Source organism: Micromonospora sp. NPDC023737, assembly GCF_040639715.1.
Taxonomy (GTDB): domain Bacteria; phylum Actinomycetota; class Actinomycetes; order Mycobacteriales; family Micromonosporaceae; genus Micromonospora.
In genome coordinates this window covers 348876-369884 of record NZ_JBFAAL010000005.1, presented here as the reverse complement: position 1 = coordinate 369884, position 21009 = coordinate 348876, and the positions used below count along the sequence as shown (strand labels likewise).

20 protein-coding genes are annotated in these 21009 nt (G+C 69.3%); 3 read left to right on the top strand and 17 right to left on the bottom strand.

Annotated elements, in window-relative coordinates; translation table 11 throughout:
• Positions 1 to 7 precede the first annotated feature (7 nt).
• On the bottom strand, positions 8 to 1678 hold the full coding sequence (locus tag AB0F98_RS14975) for a right-handed parallel beta-helix repeat-containing protein (RefSeq protein ID WP_357734450.1): 1671 nt from the start codon (positions 1676 to 1678) through the stop codon (positions 8 to 10).
• Positions 1679 to 1834: 156 nt separating this feature from the next.
• Positions 1835 to 2215, bottom strand: coding sequence for an ArsC/Spx/MgsR family protein (locus tag AB0F98_RS14970; protein WP_357734446.1), 381 nt, complete (start codon positions 2213 to 2215; stop codon positions 1835 to 1837).
• A gap of 741 nt (positions 2216 to 2956) precedes the next feature.
• Here AB0F98_RS14970 and AB0F98_RS14965 point away from each other — a divergent pair.
• Positions 2957 to 3619 (top strand): C39 family peptidase, encoded by a 663-nt coding sequence (locus AB0F98_RS14965; RefSeq protein WP_357734443.1) that lies wholly within the window; start codon positions 2957 to 2959, stop codon positions 3617 to 3619.
• 62 nt (positions 3620 to 3681) lie between these two features.
• On the opposite strand, the gene AB0F98_RS14960 is transcribed toward AB0F98_RS14965, so the two are convergent.
• Together AB0F98_RS14960 and AB0F98_RS14955 are read right to left on the bottom strand one after the other, a co-directional pair.
• Complete coding sequence (locus tag AB0F98_RS14960) at positions 3682 to 4320, bottom strand: DedA family protein (protein WP_357734440.1); 639 nt, start codon at positions 4318 to 4320, stop codon at positions 3682 to 3684.
• A gap of 214 nt (positions 4321 to 4534) precedes the next feature.
• Positions 4535 to 4891 carry a VOC family protein gene (locus AB0F98_RS14955; protein WP_357734758.1) on the bottom strand — a complete coding sequence of 119 codons (357 nt, stop codon included), beginning with the start codon at positions 4889 to 4891 and terminating at the stop codon, positions 4535 to 4537.
• A 155-nt stretch (positions 4892 to 5046) separates the two neighbouring features.
• Here AB0F98_RS14955 and AB0F98_RS14950 point away from each other — a divergent pair, with 155 nt between their 5' ends.
• Positions 5047 to 7899 carry an aconitate hydratase gene (locus tag AB0F98_RS14950; protein ID WP_357734438.1) on the top strand — a complete coding sequence of 951 codons (2853 nt, stop codon included), beginning with the start codon at positions 5047 to 5049 and terminating at the stop codon, positions 7897 to 7899.
• Positions 7900 to 8046: 147 nt separating this feature from the next.
• On the opposite strand, the gene AB0F98_RS14945 is transcribed toward AB0F98_RS14950, so the two are convergent.
• The 12 genes from AB0F98_RS14945 to AB0F98_RS14890 form a co-directional block, all read right to left on the bottom strand.
• Positions 8047 to 8649, bottom strand: coding sequence for an ATP/GTP-binding protein (locus AB0F98_RS14945; protein ID WP_357734435.1), 603 nt, complete (start codon positions 8647 to 8649; stop codon positions 8047 to 8049).
• Positions 8630 to 9016 carry a DUF742 domain-containing protein gene (locus tag AB0F98_RS14940; protein ID WP_357734432.1) on the bottom strand — a complete coding sequence of 129 codons (387 nt, stop codon included), beginning with the start codon at positions 9014 to 9016 and terminating at the stop codon, positions 8630 to 8632. Before AB0F98_RS14940 ends, AB0F98_RS14945 begins: the two co-directional genes overlap by 20 nt.
• Before the next feature lie 5 nt (positions 9017 to 9021).
• On the bottom strand, positions 9022 to 9444 hold the full coding sequence (locus tag AB0F98_RS14935; protein ID WP_355144411.1) for a roadblock/LC7 domain-containing protein: 423 nt from the start codon (positions 9442 to 9444) through the stop codon (positions 9022 to 9024).
• Positions 9445 to 9535: 91 nt separating this feature from the next.
• On the bottom strand, positions 9536 to 9742 hold the full coding sequence (locus tag AB0F98_RS14930; protein WP_357734428.1) for a hypothetical protein: 207 nt from the start codon (positions 9740 to 9742) through the stop codon (positions 9536 to 9538).
• Complete coding sequence (locus tag AB0F98_RS14925; RefSeq protein WP_357734425.1) at positions 9726 to 10199, bottom strand: hypothetical protein; 474 nt, start codon at positions 10197 to 10199, stop codon at positions 9726 to 9728. Before AB0F98_RS14925 ends, AB0F98_RS14930 begins: the two co-directional genes overlap by 17 nt.
• A 713-nt stretch (positions 10200 to 10912) precedes the next feature.
• Positions 10913 to 11530 (bottom strand): ATP/GTP-binding protein, encoded by a 618-nt coding sequence (locus AB0F98_RS14920; protein ID WP_357734423.1) that lies wholly within the window; start codon positions 11528 to 11530, stop codon positions 10913 to 10915.
• Positions 11511 to 11891, bottom strand: a complete 381-nt coding sequence (locus AB0F98_RS14915; RefSeq protein WP_357734419.1) for a DUF742 domain-containing protein — start codon at positions 11889 to 11891, stop codon at positions 11511 to 11513. The genes AB0F98_RS14920 and AB0F98_RS14915 overlap by 20 nt, the downstream gene beginning before the upstream one ends.
• Before the next feature lie 8 nt (positions 11892 to 11899).
• Positions 11900 to 12322, bottom strand: coding sequence for a roadblock/LC7 domain-containing protein (locus AB0F98_RS14910; protein ID WP_076467596.1), 423 nt, complete (start codon positions 12320 to 12322; stop codon positions 11900 to 11902).
• A gap of 15 nt (positions 12323 to 12337) precedes the next feature.
• The gene (locus tag AB0F98_RS14905; protein ID WP_357734416.1) at positions 12338 to 14740 is read right to left on the bottom strand and encodes a nitrate- and nitrite sensing domain-containing protein; all 2403 of its coding nucleotides are present in this window, start codon (positions 14738 to 14740) and stop codon (positions 12338 to 12340) included.
• A gap of 179 nt (positions 14741 to 14919) precedes the next feature.
• Positions 14920 to 16485 carry a prenyltransferase/squalene oxidase repeat-containing protein gene (locus tag AB0F98_RS14900; protein ID WP_357734754.1) on the bottom strand — a complete coding sequence of 522 codons (1566 nt, stop codon included), beginning with the start codon at positions 16483 to 16485 and terminating at the stop codon, positions 14920 to 14922.
• A gap of 31 nt (positions 16486 to 16516) precedes the next feature.
• Positions 16517 to 17425 (bottom strand): terpene synthase family protein, encoded by a 909-nt coding sequence (locus AB0F98_RS14895; RefSeq protein WP_357734413.1) that lies wholly within the window; start codon positions 17423 to 17425, stop codon positions 16517 to 16519.
• Positions 17426 to 17437: 12 nt separating this feature from the next.
• Positions 17438 to 18784, bottom strand: coding sequence for a cytochrome P450 (locus tag AB0F98_RS14890; protein WP_357734751.1), 1347 nt, complete (start codon positions 18782 to 18784; stop codon positions 17438 to 17440).
• Positions 18785 to 19613: 829 nt separating this feature from the next.
• On the opposite strand from AB0F98_RS14890, the gene AB0F98_RS14885 reads away from it, so the two are divergent.
• Positions 19614 to 19868: a DUF2630 family protein gene (locus AB0F98_RS14885; protein WP_357734410.1), complete on the top strand. Its 255-nt coding sequence runs from the start codon at positions 19614 to 19616 to the stop codon at positions 19866 to 19868.
• 99 nt (positions 19869 to 19967) lie between these two features.
• Here the strand turns inward: AB0F98_RS14885 and AB0F98_RS14880 are convergent, their stop codons facing one another.
• Positions 19968 to 20903, bottom strand: coding sequence for an RIO1 family regulatory kinase/ATPase (locus tag AB0F98_RS14880; RefSeq protein WP_357734407.1), 936 nt, complete (start codon positions 20901 to 20903; stop codon positions 19968 to 19970).
• Positions 20904 to 21009 lie beyond the last annotated feature (106 nt).

Sequence of the window (21009 nt, the reverse complement as noted above, 5' to 3'; positions counted from 1 at the left end):
CGGCGAGTCAGTCCTCGTCGTGGTGGTTGTCCTCCCAACGCCCACCGGTCGGCGGGGTGTCCAGCCGTAGCGGGCCTTCGGCGTTGCCGGCGAAGTCGTTGTCCTGGACCCGGCAGCTGACGCAACTTCCCCCCGAGGTGACCCAGATCCCGTACGTCTGGCCCTGCTCGTCGCGGCGGTCCCAGATCCGGTTGCCCCGTACCGTGGCCGAGTCGAAGGCCGCGTTCACGGTGATACCGGCCCGCACCGGCGGTGGTTCCGGCAGCTCGTACCTGGTGCCCGGGCCAGGAACGGCTTCGTTCCAACCGGTGGTGGCGTCCGGGCGCACCTCGGCGAGGCTGAGCTCCGTGTCGGTGTTCCTCGCCACCAAGGCCACCCGGGAATCGACCCGCACCGCCTTGCCCCGATGGCCGTCGGTGGGCCAGCGCGCCGTCCGGTCCGTCACGGACCGTGGGCCGTACCGCACGGCTTCGCCGCCGCCGGTGGCGGCGGGAGCGCGTCGGCGGCCGTTGTTGCGGATCCGGTTGTTGACGATGACGGCATCCGCCATCGGACGGTCGATCCGGATCCCGTCGAGGCCGTTGTCCCAGATCTCGTTGCTGTCGATCACGACGTGCTCGGCAGGGCCCGGGTAGGCCGGCCCGAGGTCGTGCTCGTGGTGGCCGTGGGCCCCGTTGCCACTGATCCGGTTGCCCCGCACGGTGTACGGACCCGGCGTGTTGCCGATGCTCACGCCGTCTCCGACGTTGCGGTCGATGACGCAGTCGGTCAGCAGGCCGCCGCGACCGGCGACGCCGGCGGTGCCGTTGCCCGAGACGTCGAAGCCGGCCTCGAGGTTGCCGGTCAGCGTGCAGGCCGACACGATGAGGCCGTCCGCACCCCAGTCGGAGATGCCGAAGCGGTTGGCCTGGCTGTGGCAGCCGATGATGCGGAACCCTCGCGGTGGCGTCCAGTAGTCCTTCTGCAACTCGAGGAAGATGCCGTTGGTGCCGTTGCCGACCGTGGTGCAGTTGGCGATGGTGAGACGCTCCACCGCGCCCCAGCCGCCGATGCCGACGCCGATCCCCGCACCACCTATCTCCTCGCCGCTGTCCAGTCGGCCGCAGCCGACCACCACGCACCCCTCGATGAGGCTGTCCTGCAGGAAGTCGCAGCCGAGACCGGTCGCCGCGGTGTGGTGGATGTACAGGTTGCGGAACACGCCCCGTACCACGTATTGGAGCCCGAGCCCCTTGGCGAGGTAGCTGTACTCGGCCATCGCCACCCCGGATCCGTCGATCTCGAAGTCGGCGAACGAGCAGTCGGCGATGTGCCGGTCCCGGTCGGCGCCGTGCTGCACAGTGGTCCAGTACGCGAGGGGCGTCGGATCGGCCCGGTTCCCCTCGTTGCTGAGCACGAAGCGGGTGGCCGCCGGGCCCGCCCCGATCAGCGACACCCCGCTGCGCCAGACCGTGCCGGCGTCACGAATCGAGTAGATGCCCGGCGGACAGTAGATGACCCGGGGACGGCCGTCGGAGACGTACCCGGCGCCGAGGCGGTCGACGAGAGCGGAGAGCGCCGGCTGGTCGTTCGTCACACCGTCGCCCTGCAAACCGCACTCGCGCGCGTCGCAGTAGAGAGGCGCGCCGGCGACCGGCGTGGGCCGCTGCGCGACCGTCGGCAACCCGTGCTGCGACACCCGGCGCTCCTTCCGCGGTCGGTCCCGTCAAGCGCCGCACGCATTCCCGCTCGCCTCGGCCGAAAACGCCCGGCCCCGGCACGCCACCCTCGAAGAGCCACCCGGCCGTCGGCCCGGCGACAGGTCCGGCCTCGGGAGCACGGGTCGGGGGTACGGTCAGCCCTCGGTCGACCGATCGACAGCCAGCCGCAACGCCTCCGGGGTACGGCCGACCAGCGCGCCCCCGTCGTCCAGCAGCAGGATCGGCCGCTGGATCAGTTCCGGGTGCGCGACCATCGCCTCGATCCAGCGCGGTTCGCACGCCTCGTCCTGGGGCCAGTCGGCCATGCCCAGCTCACGCGCTGCCGGCTCCTGCGTCCGGCACACCTCCCACGGCCGCGCCCCGAGCCGCTGCAACACCGTCGTGAGCTCTGCGGCGCTGGGCGGCTGTTCCAGGTACGCCCGCAGCCGGTAGGGCACCCGGGCCTCGTCGAGGGTCGCCCGGGCGGTCGCGCACTTCGAGCACGCAGGGTTGTTCCAGATCTCCACGCCCGCCATCGTCCCAGCGCCCCCGATCCGACCATGTCCGGGGACCAGCGGAACCAGCGGGCGTGGCGGGACCAACGGGCACGGCGGGCCCACCGGGCGTGGCGAGACCGGCGGGATCGGCGCGGTTGATCGACTCGGGCTCGTTGATGTCGGGGTGTCCCCGGCGTCCGGTTACGCCGACTTCAAAGAAGCCGAGTCGATCATGCCTGCGCCGCCGACCCGGCCGGGCCGATCATCCGGTTCGACGGCCGGCGGATCACCCGCAATGCCCGGTATCGGGGGTGGACGTCCGGTGTCCGAGGCCACCCTGGCGCTGGAATCATGCCGGGGGCCGGGTCGTTGAAAGAACAGGCCGCGCGGCCCCGGTCGCCGGCACCGGGGACAGCACCCCGACCGGGAATCACCACCCACCCCGGCTCGTTGAATCCCCCAGCCGCGTAGGACACGTAGCGCGGCCATGGGCGACCGGCGACGGCACCGGGAACGATCAGCGCCCGACGCCCGTTGAGCACCACGGCCCGACCGTCGGGTAGCCGCGCGCGGCGTCCGGGTGGGCCGCACCTTCACACCCGGGATCGCCCGCGCCAGGCCACGTCGGCGGGCATCACCTCGTCCTCACCGTGGGCGGACACCAGTTTTCCGGTGTCCTCTGGCTGCCCGTCCGGCCCCGTCCACCCGGCCCCGACGCACCACGTGCACACCGCTGAAGGCCGCACGTGGAGCAGATCCCCGACCAGAAAGGCACACATCATGCGTACCGATCTGATCCGCAAGACCGTCCTGACCGCCGCTGGAATCGCCGCCGCAGGCGGCGGCATCGCCGGCCCCGCCATCGCCGCCAACGCCGCGCCTGCCGAGAAGCCGAACACCACGGCCTCGCAGCAGAGCGACCGCAAGGGCCACAGCGAGCACGAGCTCACCATGCACTACCAGGCCCAGCCGAACTTCTTCTACTGCGGCCCCGCCGCCGCCCGCAACGCCCTCTCCGTCCAGGGCAAGGACATCAGCATCGACGCCATGGCCAACGAGATGGGCACCAACGTGCACGGCACCAACTCCATCTTCGACATCACGCCGGTGCTGAACAAGGAGACCGGCAAGAACGCGTACCACAGCGTCGAGATGTCCAGCCCGAGCGCCGACGACAAGCAGACCAACCAGCTCCAGGCTGACATCGTCCGCACCGTCGACGACGGCCGCGCCGTCGTGGCCAACATCTTCGGCACGGCCACCGACACCGACGGCAACGTCCACTCCTACGAGGGCGGCCACTACATCAGCGTCATCGGCTACCGCGACGGCGGCAAGACCGTCACCATCGCCGACTCGGCCAACCCGAACATGGCCTCCTACCGGATGAGCGTCGACAACCTCGCCGACTGGATCGCCACCCGCGGTTACGCCACCAGCTGACCGGAGTAACCAGCACTACCGACCGAGGGCCGGCCCCCTGTGGGGACCGGCCCTCGTGCGTGTCAGGGAGTTCCGCTGGAAACCGTCTCGTCCTGCTCGGGCGTGCGGTGCGCCCGTCTCCGCAGCCACCAGGTGCTGCCGACCCCGGCCAGCAGCGCCACGGCCAGCCCGGCCCAGGAGAAGTTCTTCAGCCAGTGCTCGGCGACCCGGCCGAGGTGGAAGAGCAGGTATGTGGTGGCGAAGGCCCAGACCAGGCCGCCGGTCGCGTTCGCGAGCAGGAACCGGCGGTACGGCACGTGCAGCGCGCCGGCCAGCGGGCCGGCGAGGATGCGCAGCAGCGCGATGAACCGGCCGAAGAACACCGCCCACACGCCGTGCCGGGCAAAGGTCTGCTCGGCACGGGCGAGGTGGTCCGGGCCCAGGTGCCGGGGAAAGCGCCGACCGAGCCGGACGAGCAGTGGTCTGCCACCCCGGCGTCCAACGGTGTAGCCGAGCGAGTCACCGACGATCGCGCCGAGCGCGGCGGCCACCGCCACCCATTCCGGCTCGACGACGCCGGTCGCGGCGAGCAGCGCGGCGCTGAGCAGGGTGATCTCGCCGGGCAGCGGTATGCCCATGCTCTCCACCCCGATGATTCCGGCGACGGTCAGGTAGATCACCAGCGGCGGCAGCGCCCCGAGCCACTGTTGTACGTCCAGCACGCCACCCTCCCCGCTTCGGCGCTCGAACGCTACCTGCGCCCGGTAACGACCGGCGAGGCGGACTGAGGCGTTTCCCGTCACGCCGGGGGCCGCTCGCCCGCAGACGCCTCACCTGGAGCGCCGGCCGGCACACCTGACCGCCGTGACCAGGGCGAGGCGACCGAGGTCTACCGCGCTAACGCCCGTGCTTCGCCAGGGCGCCGAGGCCTGCCGGTCAGGCCACCGGCGTGACGAACTCCAGCCGGTTGCCGTGCACGTCCTCGGTGTGGAACCGGCGCATCCCGGGCAGTTCGTCGTCGCCCCAGATGACCGGGGCACCGGCCGCGGCGAGCCGGGCGGCCAGGGCGTCCAGGTCCGGGCGGAGCAGGGCGGGATGGGCCTTGCGGGCGGGCCGGAAGTCATCCTCGACGCCGAGGTGCAGTTCGGCCCCGTACCCGGTGAACCAGCAGCCGCCGCGTGCCGCGAGCACCGGCGGCTTGGCCTTCTCCGTCATGCCGAGCAGACCGACGTAGTACGCGCGGGAGGCCTCCTCAGAGCCGCGCGGGCAGGCGAGTTGGACGTGGTGGATCATGAAGGCACCCTCCTCGTGGCAGACCATGGCACGAGGTTGCGTTAATAGCAAGACGGACGTACGGTTTTGTTTGCACGCGGTGCGCGGGTAAGTGTCGCCTAACCTCGGCGGCCCCCCTACCGGTGCGACAGACTGCTCAGGACACGGTCGCTGGTGTGAAGGAGTACGACGTGGCGAGCCTCGACACCTTCGGTGCGAAGACCCAGCTACGCGTCGGTGACGCGAGCTACGAGATTTTCAAGATCGACAAGGTGGACGGCCACGCCCGGCTGCCGTACAGCTTGAAGATCCTGCTGGAGAACCTGCTGCGGACCGAGGACGGCGCGAACATCACCGCCGACCACATCCAGCAGCTCGGCGCGTGGGACCCCACCGCCGACCCGAGCGTGGAGATCCAGTTCACCCCGGCGCGGGTGCTCATGCAGGACTTCACCGGCGTGCCCTGCGTGGTCGACCTGGCCACCATGCGCGAGGCCGTCCGCGAGCTCGGCGGCGACGCCACCAAGGTGAACCCGCTCGCCCCGGCCGAGCTGGTCATCGACCACTCGGTGATCGCCGACCTGTTCGGCCGTGAGGACGCGTTCCAGCGCAACGTCGAGCTGGAGTACGAGCGCAACAAGGAGCGCTACCAGTTCCTGCGCTGGGGGCAGACCGCGTTCAACGAGTTCAAGGTCGTCCCGCCCGGCACCGGCATCGTGCACCAGGTCAACATCGAGTACCTGGCCCGCACGATCATGGAGCGCAACGGCCAGGCGTACCCGGACACCGTCGTCGGCACGGACTCCCACACCACGATGGTCAACGGCCTCGGCGTGCTCGGCTGGGGCGTCGGCGGCATCGAGGCCGAGGCCGCCATGCTCGGCCAGCCGGTCAGCATGCTGATCCCGCGGGTCGTCGGCTTCAAGCTCTCCGGCGAGATGCCGGCCGGCACCACCGCCACCGACCTGGTGCTCACCATCACCGAGATGCTGCGCAAGCACGGTGTGGTGGGCAAGTTCGTGGAGTTCTACGGCCCCGGCGTGAGCGCCGTGCCGCTGGCCAACCGGGCCACCATCGGCAACATGTCGCCGGAGTACGGCTCCACCGTGGCGATCTTCCCGATCGACGGTGAGACCATCCGCTACCTCCAGCTGACCGGGCGCAGCGAGGAGCAGGTCGCGCTCGTCGAGGCGTACGCCAAGGAGCAGGGCCTCTGGCACGACCCGGCCGCCGAGCCGAACTACTCCGAGCACCTCGAGCTCGACCTGAGCACCATCGAGCCGTCGCTGGCCGGCCCGAAGCGCCCGCAGGACCGGGTGCCGCTGGGCAGCGCCAAGACGCTGTTCCGCTCGGCGCTCAAGGACTACGTGGCCGACGACCAGACCGGAGGCGACACCGACGCCCGCGGCGGCGTCCGCACCAACCCGCCCTACGGGGTGGTGGGCCACGCCGACGAGGCCAGCGCCGAGTCCTTCCCGGCCAGCGACTCGCCGGCCAACGACGTCAACGACCCGGCCGACGCCCCGCGTGACCTGGAGACCGCGGCGGTCGGCGCCGGTGGGCGGGCCACCAACCCGATCCGGGTGACCGGCGAGGACGGCACCGAGTTCGAGCTCGACCACGGCGCGGTGGTGATCGCCGCGATCACCTCCTGCACCAACACCTCGAACCCGCAGGTCATGATCGGTGCGGCTCTGCTGGCCCGCAACGCGGTGGAGCGTGGCCTGACCCGCAAGCCGTGGGTCAAGACCACCCTGGCCCCCGGGTCCAAGGTCGTCATGGACTACTACGAGCGCGCCGGGCTGACGCCGTACCTGGAGAAGCTCGGCTTCCACCTGGTCGGCTACGGGTGCACCACCTGCATCGGCAACTCCGGCCCGCTGCCGGAGGCGATCTCCGCCGCGGTGAACGAGGCCGACCTGTCGGTCGTCTCGGTGCTCTCCGGCAACCGGAACTTCGAGGGCCGGATCAACCCGGACGTCAAGATGAACTACCTGGCGTCCCCGCCACTGGTGGTCGCGTACGCGCTGGCCGGCACGATGGACATCGACCTGGCCAACGAGCCGATCGGCGAGGACAGCTCCGGGGAGCCGGTCTACCTCCGCGAGATCTGGCCGAACAGCGCCGAGATCCAGGACGTCATCGCCTCGGCGATCGGCGCCACCGGGTTCAGCTCGGCGTACTCGGACGTCTTCGCCGGGGACGAGCGCTGGCAGTCGCTGCCCACCCCGACCGGTGACACGTTCTCCTGGAGCGGCGACTCCACCTACGTGCGCAAGCCCCCGTACTTCGAGGGCATGGAGCGGGAGCCGAAGGCCGTCGTCGACATCGCCGGCGCTCGGGTGCTGGCCAAGCTCGGCGACTCGGTGACCACCGACCACATCTCGCCGGCCGGATCGATCAAGGCCGACTCCCCCGCCGGCAAGTACCTGGCGGAGCACGGCGTGGCCCGCCACGAGTTCAACTCGTACGGCTCACGTCGGGGCAACCACGAGGTGATGATCCGGGGCACCTTCGCCAACATCCGGCTGCGCAACCAGCTGGTCCCGGGCGTCGAGGGTGGCTTCACCGTCAACCACCTCACCGGTGAGCAGACCAGCATCTACGACGCCTCCCAGGCGTACCAGGACGCGGGCGTGCCGCTGGTGGTCCTGGCCGGCAAGGAGTACGGCTCCGGCTCGTCGCGCGACTGGGCGGCGAAGGGCACCATGCTGCTCGGCGTCAAGGCGGTCATCGCCGAGTCATACGAGCGCATCCACCGCTCGAACCTGATCGGCATGGGCGTGCTGCCGCTGCAGTTCCCGACCGACGAGAACGCCGAGTCGCTGGGCCTGACCGGCACGGAGACCTTCTCCATCACCGGGGTGACCGCACTGAACGACGGCGAGACGCCGCGTACGGTCAAGGTCACCACCGACACCGGCATCGAGTTCGACGCGGTCGTCCGCATCGACACTCCCGGTGAGGCGGACTACTACCGGCACGGCGGCATCCTGCAGTACGTGCTGCGCCGGATGATCAGCAACTGACGCAACGCACGAGGGCCCCTTCCCGCAGCTCGCGGGGAGGGGCCCTCGTCGTCGTGGGACGGACGGGACGAGACGTTGGCAGCGCCGGGCGGACGCGTCGGCGTCCGGTGCCCGGCGGACACTGGCGGCAGGGGCGCCGCCGCCCGGTCAGTCGGACGCGCGGCGGGCGTCGCGGGTCTTCATGGCGTGCTCCAGCAGGGTGATGAGCACCTCCTTGCTGGATTCCCGCCTGCGCGCGTCGCAGAGGAGCACCGGCACACCCGGGTCCAGGTTCAGCGCCGCCTGCACCTCGTCCAGCCGGTACTGCCTTGCCCCCTCGAAGCAGTTGACCGCCACCACGAACGGCGTCCCCCGCCCCTCGAAGTAGTCGATGGAGGGGAAGCAGTCGGCCAGCCGGCGGGTGTCGGCGAGCACCACCGCACCGATCGCGCCGAGCGCCAGTTCGTCCCAGACGAACCAGAACCGGTCCTGCCCCGGCGTACCGAAGAGGTAGAGCACGAGGTCGTCGCTGATCGTGATCCGGCCGAAGTCCATCGCGACGGTGGTGGTGTTCTTGCTCTCCACACCGGACAGATCGTCGATGCCGACCCCGGACTCGGTCAGCACCTCCTCGGTACGCAACGGGCGTGTCTCGCTGACCGCGCCGACCATGGTGGTCTTACCCACCCCGAAACCGCCCGCGACCAGAATCTTGATCGCGGTGGGCAGTGGGGTAGCTCCCGCCGGCCGCTCAGAGGGCCCGTAGTCCATTGATAACCGCCTCGAAAACACTGTTGTCGGGAAGCCCGGCCGAGGTGCGCGGCTCGCGAACCTGGACCAGGTTGCGGGCCACCAGATCACCCAGCAGGACCCGGATGGTGCCCACCGGGAGGTCCAGGTGGGCGGCGATCTCGGCGACGGACTGCATGCGTTGGCAGAGCCCCACGATCGCCACGTGCTCCGGCCCCAGGCCGATTTCCGCGTTCACGTCGGCGCGGGTCGCCGTGACCAGCGAGATCAGGTCGAACGTGCCGGTGACCGGGCGGGCCCGGCCGCGCGTGACCGCGTACGGACGCACGACCGGCCCAGCATGGTCGTCCACCCACTGATGCTCTGCGGACTCCCCCTGCACCGTCATCGCGGTTACTTCTCGCCGGTCGGCTGTTCGGCGGGCCGGGTCGGCGAGGCCACGTGCTTGCCGACCCGGGTGACGAGCATCGCCATCTCGTACGCGATCAGCCCGACGTCGGCGTCCTCACTGGCCAGAACCGCGAGACAGGCGTTTCGCCCGGCGGCTGTGACGAAGAGGAACGAGGACTGCATCTCGATGATGGTCTGCTGTACCTGGCCACCACCGAACCGCTTCCCCGCACCCCGGGCGAGGCTCTGGATCCCGGCCGCCATCGCCGCCAGATGCTCGCCGTCGTCCCGGCTGAGCCCCTGCGAGGAGGCCATCAACAGGCCGTCCGTCGAGAGCGCGACCGCGTGCTCGGCCTGCTTCACCCGGCCGACCAGGTCATCCAGCAACCACGTCAGGTCGGCACCCGATGCCGTCTTCTGGGCCACTCGTCGTCCTCTTCTCCCACGGCTGATGTAGCCGTCTTCGTCTGGTGCTGACCGCTCCGTCGCGGGCGGACTTCCGCGCCGCCGGCACTGGTCAGGTCGCTTGCTGCTCGTCGGCGTCCGGGCCCGGCCCGGCTTCCGGCGCGTCATCGTCGCCTAGCAGGCGCGCCGCCTCCGTCCGCCCCCGGCGGGTCCCCTTCTGATACGAGCTCATCATCCGGCGCACCTGCTCGGGCTGCCGCACCATCTCCTCGTCCTCGTCAGCGCCGGTCGCTGCGGGATCGTCACGCAGTTCGGGCACGATGCGCCCCGGTCTCCTGCGTGATCTGACGGTCGTCCAGACCGCCGAGCGCGTCGAACACGTGGAAGATCGAGTCGATCACCCCGACGTACGCGCTCATCGTGCGGGTCTGCTCGACTTCGATGTCGACGGTCCGGCCGTCCCGTGACGGCTTGTCGAGATCGTCGACCGACTCCCGGATGGCCTCGGCCATCCCGTCCAGCAGCGCCTCGATCCGTTTGGCGGTGAACGTCGGCTGGAGCACCTTCCGGCGGGCCGACCCGATCTGTCGTCCCTCGCCGAGGATCCCCTCGCCGAATTGCCGCTCCACGGCCCGCCAGGACAAGCCGTCGTCGGCCCGCTCGTAGTTTTCCGACCGCTCGCGCGGCACGTGCTGCACGTGCCGCGGATGCGTCACCAGGTACGGCCGGAAAGAGCCCAGGTTGATGCGGACCAGTTCCCCCGCCGGTCCGGTCACCGACGGCTATCAGCGCACGGGCCGGGTCTCGGAGCATGCTCGGCACCATCCGGTGCGGCAGGACGGTGTGCGCTGGTCGGACGCGGGACTGCCCGCGATCTGGCGATTGCACCTTGGCCCGACCTCCCTCTTCGCAACTGTCCGTCGTGGAATGACTCTGTGGTCAAAACTCAGCGAGCATGCCACTGCACCGTCAAACTTCGCTAAGCTTGATCTTCACCCTCCGAGGTTACTGTCGCGACCCCGGCCGGACAGAAACAGCCCTTGGTCGATGATCTTCTCATCTAGGGAAGAACACCAATAACCAGAGGCTGTTCTGGTGATCAATGTGCATAACCGTGGTCCGGCTGATGCCGTCGTGAGTTGGCAGGGCTTCCGGTGGGAGTTCCAGCCCTCGTCTGCGGGCGTCTGGACATCAATTGGGTGCGACCTGCCTCACGGCGGTGCCGTTGCTGCGGCGGCTGATGAGGCCTGCCTTCAAGGCGGTTCCGGTCGCACAGAGGCTCGCGAACAGCTCGTCAGGCTGCCGGAGCAGAACGTCGCCTGGGAGCGTCTGCCCAATTCGCACGCAGCCGTCGAGCCATCACGAACGGGTCAGTGGGCAGTATGAAACCAATCGTGGCCAAAGTCGGCCAGACTGGTGCTCTGGGGGCGGGACACATCTCGGACGCCTGACCTTGTCGGCCCGCGTGCTGCTCAGCACGCCCCGAACGTCATGACCCGACCGATGCCGGCTCTCGGCCCGCACCGCGGCCTTTCATCACGTGCTCAAGCAGGGTGATGAGAACATCCTTGCTCGAGTCCCGCTCCCTGGCGTCACACAGCATCACGGGCACCTCTGGGTCCAGGTTGAGCGCCAGCTTCACTTCGTCGATGCTGTACCTGCGCGCACCGTCGAAGCAGTTGACCGCCACCACGAACGGCAATCCGTGCTGCTCAAAGTAGTCGACAGAGGGAAAGCAGTCGGCCAAGCGGCGCGTGTCGGCGAGAACAACAGCGCCGAGGGCACCGAGGGCCAGCTCGTCCCAGACAAACCAGAACCGGTCTTGTCCAGGTGTACCGAAGAGATACAACACGAGGTCGTCGCCGAAGCTGATTCGACCGAAGTCCATGGCGACCGTGGTCGTTGACTTTGACTCCACCCCGGAGATGTCGTCGACCCCCACTCCCTGCTCGGACAGGAGCTCCTCCGTCCGCAGCGGCTTGGTCTCGCTAACGGCACCGACGAGGGTGGTTTTGCCGACGCCGAAGCCGCCGGCGACGAGGATTTTGACGGCGGTGGGTAGGACGGCGGCCCGGGCCTCGTCCCCGTCAGAGCGCTCGTAGTCCATTGATCAGTGCCTCAAATACGCTGTTGTCGGGAAGGTTGGTGTGTTGCGCGGGCTCGGTGACTCGCACGAGCTGGCGAGCGAGCAGGTCGTCAAGCAGGACACGAACCGTGCCTAGAGGCAGGCCGAGGTGCGCGGCTACCTCGGCCATCGCCAGAGGGCGTTCCTGACAGAGTCCGACGATCCTGATGTGCTCTGGTCCGATGCCGACCTCGGCCGGTGGCGCCACCCGGGTGGCGGCCACCAGCGAGATCACGTTAAAGCGGTTCTTCGCGATGGCGCGGCCCCGGGTCATCGCGTAAGGCCGCACCACGGGTCCCGCGTCGTCGTCCACCCACCGCGGCTCTGCATCCGACGTTGTCATCGCGGCTCCTAGCTGCGTGCCGACGTCTGAGGAGTTCGAGACGGCGACGCGAGATACTTGCCCGCGCGGTCGACAAGCGTGGTCATCTCGTAGGCGACAAGCCCGAGGTCGGCGTCCACCGCCGCCAGAACCGCGAGGCAGGCTCCGTAACCGGCGGCGGTGACCAGCAGGAAGGACTTCTCCAGCTCGATGATGGTCTGTTGGACAGCGCCACCGCCGAATCGTGTTCCGGCGCCCTTGGCGAGGCTGTGGATGCCTGACGCGATGGCAGCCAGGTGTTCACCGTCGTCGCGGTTCAAATCAGCGGACGCGGCGATGAGCAGCCCGTCGACGGAGAGAACGATGGCGTGCTCGGCCTGCTTCACCCGACCCACCAGGTCGTCCAGCAAGAAGGCAAGATCGCTGCTGGATCTGTGCTGTTGCTGTACCACTTCGAGTTCCTCTTTCTACCGTTCGGTCTCGGTCGCTGCCGAGCCATCGGTGTCCCGTGGGTCCGTGTCGTTGTCGTCGCTGAGTCGGCGCTCCGTCTCCGCGCGACCGCGCTGGGTGCCCTTTTGGTAGGAGCTCATCATCATGCGGACGCGGTCGGGGTTTCGCGCCGGCTCATCCTCATCCGTGCTCTCCGCCGCTGGGCGGTTGTTGTCGCGCAACTGCGGTGCCAGGCTGCTCTGTCGCACGCGGACCGGTAGCCCACTCGGCGTCTGGGATTCCTGCGCTGAAGGCGCCGCCGGTGGTGCCGACCGTGCGGGTAGCACGGAGGGGCTGCCGGTCGCCGCATCCGGCGTTCGCTGGCGCGGCACCTGATGCACGACGGGGGAACCGAGCTTGGGTGTCGGAGATGTCAGCGCAGAGATCGGGGCGTCGACGAGCCCCTCCGGGCGGCTGGGCGCGGTGAGCGCAGGTTGCCGCTCGGCCGGTTTGCCACTAGCCGTCTCGCCCTCGATGCCCCCCGCGCCTACGCCGGGGGCTGTGGCGTTGGTGACCAGCTCCATCGGGATGAGTACCACAGCGGTCGTGCCGCCATACGGGGAGGTCTTGAGGTGCACAACGCACTTGTGCCTAAACGCCAGCCGACTGACCACGAACAGGCCGAGTTTGTTGGCGTTGGACAGCGAGAACTCCTGGTGCTGCGCGATCTGCTCGTTGGCCGCCTTGAGCTCTGCCGCGTCCATGCCCAGCCCGCGGTCTTCGATCTCAACGGCGAAGCCCCGCGCGACGAGCTGGCCGCGGACCTGCACCTCGGTGTGAGGAGGCGAGAACGACAAAGCGTTCTCGATCAGCTCAGCGAGCAGGTGGATGATGTCACCGACCGCACGGCCGGCGAGGCCGACCGATTCGATCGGCATGACGCTGACCCGCTGGTAGTCCTCGACCTCCTGCACGGCGCCACGGACGACGTCGACCATCGGCACGTCGCGACGCCAGGCACGGGCGGGAGCCGCGCCCGACAGCACTACCAGGTTTTCGGCGTTGCGGCGCATACGAACGGCGAGGTGGTCCACGCGGAACAGGTCCTCGAGCTCTTCGGAGTCTTGCTCACGGCGCTCCATCTCGTCGAGGAGCGAAACCTGCCGGTGAACAAGGCTCTGGGTACGCCGGGCAAGGCTGAGGAAGACATCGCGGACCCCTTGGCGCAACTGCGCCTGCATCACTGCGGTGGCGATCGCCGTCTCCTGGACCCGGTTGAACGCCTCGCCCACCTTGCCGATTTCATCGTCACCGAAGTCGAGTGGCGGCGCTTCGGCCGCGACGTCGACCTTCTCGCCGCGCCCGAGGCGCTCAACCACGCCCGGCAGTTGCTCGTCGGCTAGCTTGTGGGCTGCGGCGCTCAGACGCTGCAGCTGCGCGACCAGCGCCCGGGCGGTGGTGACGGAGACCACGATCGACGCGATGACAGCAAGCAGACCAAGACCGGCTGCGAGCAGCAGCCGAACGATGACCCACACCGCGACCGGGGCAGCCCGGTCAACGACCGCGTCGCCGGCGGACAGCACCATCTCTTGCAGCTCGGACAGAGCGGACTGAGAGGCATCGTCCCACTCCTGTGCCGAGACGGCTGGCTTGGACCTGGTGCGCTCGCTCTGAAGAATGCGGTCTTCGATTTGCCGGAGTTTGGTGAACGACGGACCCGCGATCACCTGATCGAACTGGGTGCGCTCGGAGGGACGGAGCTGGTCCGAAGCCCGACCGGCCAGGAACCGCTGCGCGGCGACGAGCTGAGTGAATTCGACGTTTTCGGCTGGGGTGGTACGCCCCGCGGCGAGAGCACCGGTGAGCAGTGCGTCCTCCTGGGACATTAGCTCGCGAATCCGGTAGAGCTCGATGAGGTTGCGGGTGTCCGCCTCGATGTCCGGGTCGTCGAGGCCGCCCACGACGTCGTAGAGCTGGAACATGGAGTCGACGACTTGGGTGTAAGCCTTCGCGACTGCCGCACGATCGAGGTCACGGCTGTCAATTGACTCGCGGGTGGCAGGCAGGGTGTTCAGCGCCGCAATCGCCGCGTCGACGGTGCGTTCGGCTTCGGCCCCAGCCATCAGGTCGGCTAGCCAGCTCTGGGCAGACTCTCTGAACTTTGCCGCGGCAGCGTCGACCCTCTGCCGGCTCGCGGCCAACTCATCCTTGCTGGCTGAGCTGGACGAACCCAGCCGCGCCGTAGACAGCCGCCGTTCGACTTGCAACTCGAGCAGCAGGGGTTCGCTTGGCGCGACGATTTTGCTGTCGACTGTTTGGACTCCCAGCAGGTTGACCCCGTCCCGGAGCGTCACCCATGCCGCGAACGACCAGAGAGCGACCAGTGACACCAGGAGAGCGACAACCTTGGTGCGCAGATTGGTACCGCGAGACCGCATTAGACCGTCCCATGCCGGACATCATTCACTTGTCGGCGATGTTTGCCGTACAAGCCTTCGAGTGTGCAGACCGGGGCACGCTAGCAGGAATCTGACTCGTCACTCAAGGTCGCCTTGAACATCCACGGTACGTATCGAGAATCCGCACTTGAGCGATGTGCGGGCATCGGCATTGCTCGTTACATCCTGCTGCCCGACAGATACTCCTGCCCGTGGGCCGTAGTGACACGCTCGGCTGCGTGCCGTGCTGCGAGGACAGCTGCGCGAACGATCATGGTAGGGCGGTAGAGGTCCTTGTCGTGCCACAGCGCTGGCCCATCTTCCTCGCTGTGCTCCTCGAGGTACGCGCGGCCGCGCAGGAGAGCGGCGCCCGCGCCGGGCAGGTTCCGGCCGGCGGCCACAAGCACCTGTATCGCGTACGCGGTTTCCTCCACCGTGCCGCCCCACCGGCCCCAGGAGCCGTCTACCCGTTGCGACGCGGCGACCCAACGCGCCGCTCGGACGAGAGCGCTGGCAGCCGATGGCTCGGCGGCATCAGCTACCGCGAGGGTGCAACACATAGTCGCGTAGTACGGAGAGGCGTGCCATCGGTCCTGCCAGCTACCGTCCGCCTGCTGACGGGATTGCAGCGCGTCGACCAGGCGGCGGACGGCGACCGGGTAGCGCGTGGACGTGTTGGGACGGGCAGCCACGTGCTGGGTGAGGGCATCCAGGACGTGCGCGTTGGTGGTCAGTGAAAACCCATCCTCCCCCGGCCATGTGCAGAAGCCTTGCGGTGTCTCGTACCGCCACAGGCACTCGGTGTCGCCCGGAGCGCCGAGGGCAGTGAGGGCATACAAGGTCACGGAGGTTGTGTCTGCGTCCGCCGGCAGCCCGGGCCCGGTCGGAATGCCGTCCACCGTGAGATCCGCTGTGAGGCTGCGGATGAGATCCGGCGATGCCGGAACCCTCAGTCCGGCCCGTTTCAGGCTGCTGACGACCCAGGAGCGCTCGAACGCCGTGATCGGTGTCGCACACGGCGCGAGGCTGCCGTGTCGCTTGACGACGGACTCCAGGTACGCGCGGGACGCGGGATGGTTCGCCGCGCCACCAGGCCCTCCGAGCCACGCCGCGGTCGCCGCCGCCGATGCGCCAACGATGCCGTCCGACGGCGGTTCGACGCCGCGGGCCTGTCGGGCGAGGTCACCGACGACCTCCAGAGCGTGCATTAGCTTTTGCGGCACGCTGCCGCCACTGGCTATCAGCCTGCGGACCGCCGCGAGTCTCCGTCCGTCCATTCCGATCGGCAGGTTGAGAAGTGGGCCGGCGTGCCAGTGTTTCAGTTCGGGGATCGCCTCTGGCCGGGAGAGATGCGCGTTGATTGACTCGACCAACGCCGGCACGATGAGCTCAATCGCGGGCGTGTCGGGGATGGCGCGTACGGCAGGAAGCCACTTAGCGAGCGCCTGCAAGCCGCGATCCGCTGCGGCGAGCAAATCCTCCTGTGGTGACGTCCGCGCGACGGCGAGCAGAGCCTCGGTAGCGCTCAAGGAGGGAACGAGGGCGTATTCCCCGCGAGGGCCCCATCCGCCGTCTGGACGCTGACTGCTCAGCAGGAAGCTCACCCGATCGACATGCCCAGTCAGCCAGGGCGCCAGGCTGACAAGTCGAGCGGTCTCGTACACAGACGGGGACACCTGACCGGCGGGCTCGCTTGCCATCGCGGCGAGCAGACGCTCGACGGCGTCGGCACGCTGCGTCGGCAGAACGGCTGATGTGGTCGTTGCCGCTGCTTGGCTAGCGCTCAAAGCTGCCCCAGAAGTCGGTGCCGTGGTAGAAGCCCGTGGTGAAGCCAATCTCGCGGGCCAGGTAGTGGGCCTGTTGGGGGCAGCATGCCTCCACGCTGCTGTCCAGGAGATGTCGGCACTGGCTGATGCGGTCGGCCACCCGCCGCTGGATGTCGTCCCGGTCGACGCCGAGCATGAGCCCGTTGAGGTCGCCGGACTTCAGGTCACGCTCGTAGCTGGCCAGGTCGTTGACCAGCCGAAGCACCTGCTGCACTTCCCTGCTCGCCGCTATCAACTCGGGAAGGTGGTCCAGCGTGTCCTCGTCACCCGTCGCGATCCAGTGGGACACATTGACAAAGGTCGCGCCGTAGTTGTCGGCGTTGGCGAGGTACTCCGCGAAGGTGGGCAACTGCGTCTCGTCGGTCGCCCGGGCGGCCCGCCACCGCCACTCGCGCGCGTCGGCGGTGAGAACCCTGCGTACTTCCTCCCGCCAGAGCGGCTGCACCGCGCCGAACGACGCCGTGGTGGCCAGCTCGTCGCGGATCTCGGCGAGGAACTGGCCAAGCTCGTCTTCTTCTGTGGGAGCATCACCGTCGGCGACGCTGAGGCAGGCGGAGACGGTCGCCTCCACCTCGTCGACAGTGGTTGCGACGTTGTCGATCCGCCAGTCCTCGGCGGTGATCCACAGCGAGGCGCGGTTGGCGACCCGGAGTTGCTCGGCCGTGCACCACGGAGCGATGAACGCCGTGCTCAGCGCCAGGGCACTCAGCATGGCATCGTCGACCGGCGGGTTGGGGAACAACTTCGGGTATGCCGCTACCCGCTTCTGCAGGTCGCGTTGACCGCGGGCGGCGAGTGAGCAGATGCGTCCCTGCTCGGTGGCGACCGTGAGCCCGTCGCGGACGGCGTACGGAGGCACGATGGTGTTCCCCTATCGGGTGACGGATCGTTTGAGAGGAATCAAGGTCATTTCTACCCTGCGCGCTGGGCGCAGCGAGGCGGCGACCCGGGTCCCGGGCATGGTGGAGTCGGTGAGCCTGAACCGGTACCGGCTGAGCAGCGTGCTGACGATCAGCACGGCCTCCAGGTTGAACAGGTGCTCGCCGAGGCAACGGTGCATCCCAGCCCCGAATGGGTAGTGGGCGTAGCGGTGCTGGCCGTCGGCAGCGGCGCGGCCGGGCGCGAACCGTTCGGGGTCGAACTCCGTTGCCGTCGGCCCCCACCAGGCGGACATGCGCTGGGTCGCGTACGGCGAAAGAATAATCGTCGCGCCCTTGTCGATGCGCACTCCGCCGAGCACATCGTCGGCGGCCGCGCGGCGAGGCACGATCCAGCCCGCCGGGTACAGCCGGAGGAGTTCCTCCAGGACCATCTTGGTGTAGGTCAGCTCGGGCAGATGGTCGGCGTTGACCGGTCCGGGTCCGACCACGCGCTCGATCTCGTCGACCAGCCTGTCGGCGATGTGGGGGTGGTTGGCGAGCACCGGCCACAGCCAGGTCAGCACCACGTAGCTGGTCTCGGTGGTCACGGCGACCATCGACACCAGGTCGTCACGCATCTGCTTCTCGCTCAGTGGCTGGCCGTCGGGGGTCCGGGCTTGTGCGAGCGTGGACAGCACGTCGTCGCCGTCATTCGGTTCGCGTACGGCCTCGCGGAGCACCGGTAACAAGATGTCGTCGATGCCCTGCACTGCGGCGCGGAAGCGGCGGTCTCCGGGCATCGGAACCCACCACGGCATGAACGGTGCCAGCAGTCGCGGCGCCATCGCGGTGACGATGGTCTCCTGGGCGGCCATGATCCGTAGCCCGTCCTGAACCGAGATGCGGTCGGCGAAGAAGACTCTCATGATGGCGCTGCAGACGATTCGCGACAGCTCACGTCCGACGTCGACCGTCTGCCCGGCGGCCGCGGGGGCGTCGAGTTCGTCGACCGCCGTGGCGATCGCATCGGCCATGACCTCGACCAGGCGGTTGATGCGGGCGGGCCGGAACAACGGCGCGAGGATGCGGCGGCTCGCCGCCCACGTCTCGCCCTCGGCGAGGATGCCATCGCCGACGAGCTGCCGGACGGAGCGCCAGAGCGCGGTGTCGTCGCCTCGCGGGTAGATAGCCGCCTTCTCTTGCAGAACCTCCTGCACGTGGGCAGGGTTGGTGACCAGGTAGGGGCGTGAGACGCCGAGCGAGACACGCACGACGTCCCCGCCGTACTGGTCTCCGACGTCGACGAGAGCGCCGTGAGCGTCACGGACGACCGATGGTAGGGCCCGCCAAGCGGGGATCACCTTGGCGCGGGCTCCTGACAGTGATCTAGACATGCGAGTTCTCCACAAACGCCCCTTCCCCGCCGGCGGCCGAGCCTGATTGATCCGCGGCTCAGGATCTAAGCGGCGTTAAGTGTCCTCTCTGCACCTACCGTCATGCAATGTGTGATCGGCTTCGCTTTCCAGTGTGGGCGGCCTCCACCCATCCTGTCGCTCGCGGGGGGAGGCGTCCTTGCGGGTCGGCGCCGCATCAACACGCCTCCGACTGTTCCGCGCACGCAAGGGACACGTAAACGATGGACCATGGGACGTGGTGTGTGGCGTGAGTGGCAGTCCTGTCCGGGTGGCTCACGGCACCGTGGCGGCATGCGCGGCGTGCGGCACTCCAATGACGACCGAGCGGTTGCCGCAGCGTGCGCCGTTAGAGGTGGCCGGCAACACGTGCCCGTGTGTTCCGCGGTGCCAGGCGAGGCGTGCCGCATGGTGTTGTCGGAGCCGTGGGCTAGAAGGCTGCGGCTCGGTAGCCGAACGCCGAAGGTGCACCGGCGGCGACGGGCAGCAGCCAGTGACGCGGCACGTCGCCAGTCGCATGCGCCGGGCGGAGCGCCTGCGGATGGCGCGCAGCCGACGGACGATTCCCTCCCTGCCAGCGGGCGCAGCCGGCTGGCCGGGTAGGTCAACGGGCCGGGGCTGGGGCGGGCTGACGGGCGGCGGTCAGCGACGTCGCGAAGCGGCGGCCACCCCGCGAGCGGCAGCCGCGCCGGGTCATGATCAGGCCCTACAGGCAGGTCGGACGAGCGGATCGGCGGGGTAACCTGCGCGGCTCCAGGGCACCTGTGCCAGGCTCATGGTCATGGACGACAAGAACATCCTGAACCGGATCTCCGAGCTGGTCGACGAGGAGCACCAGCTGCGCGCGGCGGCGCAGGCCCACGAGAAGGGCACCGACGAGGAGGCACAGAACCGGCTGCGCGAGCTGGAGGAGTCGCTCGACCAGTGCTGGGACCTGCTGCGCCGGCGCCGCGCCGCCCGGGCCACCCACGGCGACCCGGACGCCCAGGGCACCCGCCCCAAGCCCGAGGTCGAGCGCTACATGCAGTGACCTGACGGGTGGGCCGGGCGGCTTCGCCGCCACGGTGCCGGACCCGGGCGAAGCCCGGTCACGCCAGGCCCGTGGCGCAGCCGCCCGGCCCACCCGCTTTCAGCGGATACCCGCCTCCCGCAGCAACTCCCCCGTCAGCGCGGTCGGGTCGGCCAGTTCGACGGGCAGTCCGCGCGCCGCGAACCAGTTGCCCACCACCCGGACGTCCCGGGCCAGGAACTCGGGCCCCTGCGGGTTGCCCACCAGGTCGACCACCTGCGGCAGGTCGATCATGACCAGCCGGTCGCGGTGCACCAGGAGGTTGTACGGCGACAGGTCGCCGTGCGCGTACCCGGCGCGGGCCAGCACCACCAGCGCGTCGACCAGTTGGGTCCAGAGGTCGCGCAGACCAGCCCGGTCCGGCCGGAGCTGGGCCAACCGGGGTGCGGCCTGCCCGCCCTCCGGGTCACCGAGAAACTCGAGCATCAGCTCGGTGCCGCGCAACTGCACCGGGTAGGGCACCGCGATCGTGCCGTGCTCGGCACCGATCTCCCAGAGCCGGGCGAGCGCGGCGAACTCGGCCGCCGCCCACTGTCCGGCGATCAGCTGCCGCCCGAAGGCGGTCCGCCCGGCCATCGCCCGGTTCTCCCGGGAGCGGCGGACCCGCCGCCCCTCCAGGTAGCCGGCGTCCCGATGGAACAGCCGGTGCTCGGCGTCCCGGTAGCGCTTGGCGGCCAGCAGGCAGGCCCGGTCGGTGCCGGGCACCGCCCGGCGGACGAGGTGGACGTCCGCCTCCTTGCCGGTTTTGAGCACACCGAGCTCGGTGTCCTTCGCCGCCAGCTCGGTGACGAGCCAGGCGGGGTGCGGCTGCGGGCCGTGTACGGCGTCGTCCCAGGACGACCAGCGCTGGCCGGTCTCCGGGTCGGACCCGTCGTCCGGGTCACCGTCGACCGGCTCGGTCCGCCGGCCGTGCTTCAGGAACTGTGGTTCGTCATCGTCGAAGCGGCGTCGGCCGCGGGCCCGGCGCTCCGGCGCCGGGAAGTCGTACTCGCGCACTGCGGTGCTCGTCCCTTGTTCGAGGTTGATGAAGGCCGGTGGGAACGACCTGCGAAGACGGCCATGACCGACCTCCCCTCCTCGACCGGGCGCATGCCCGGGTGCA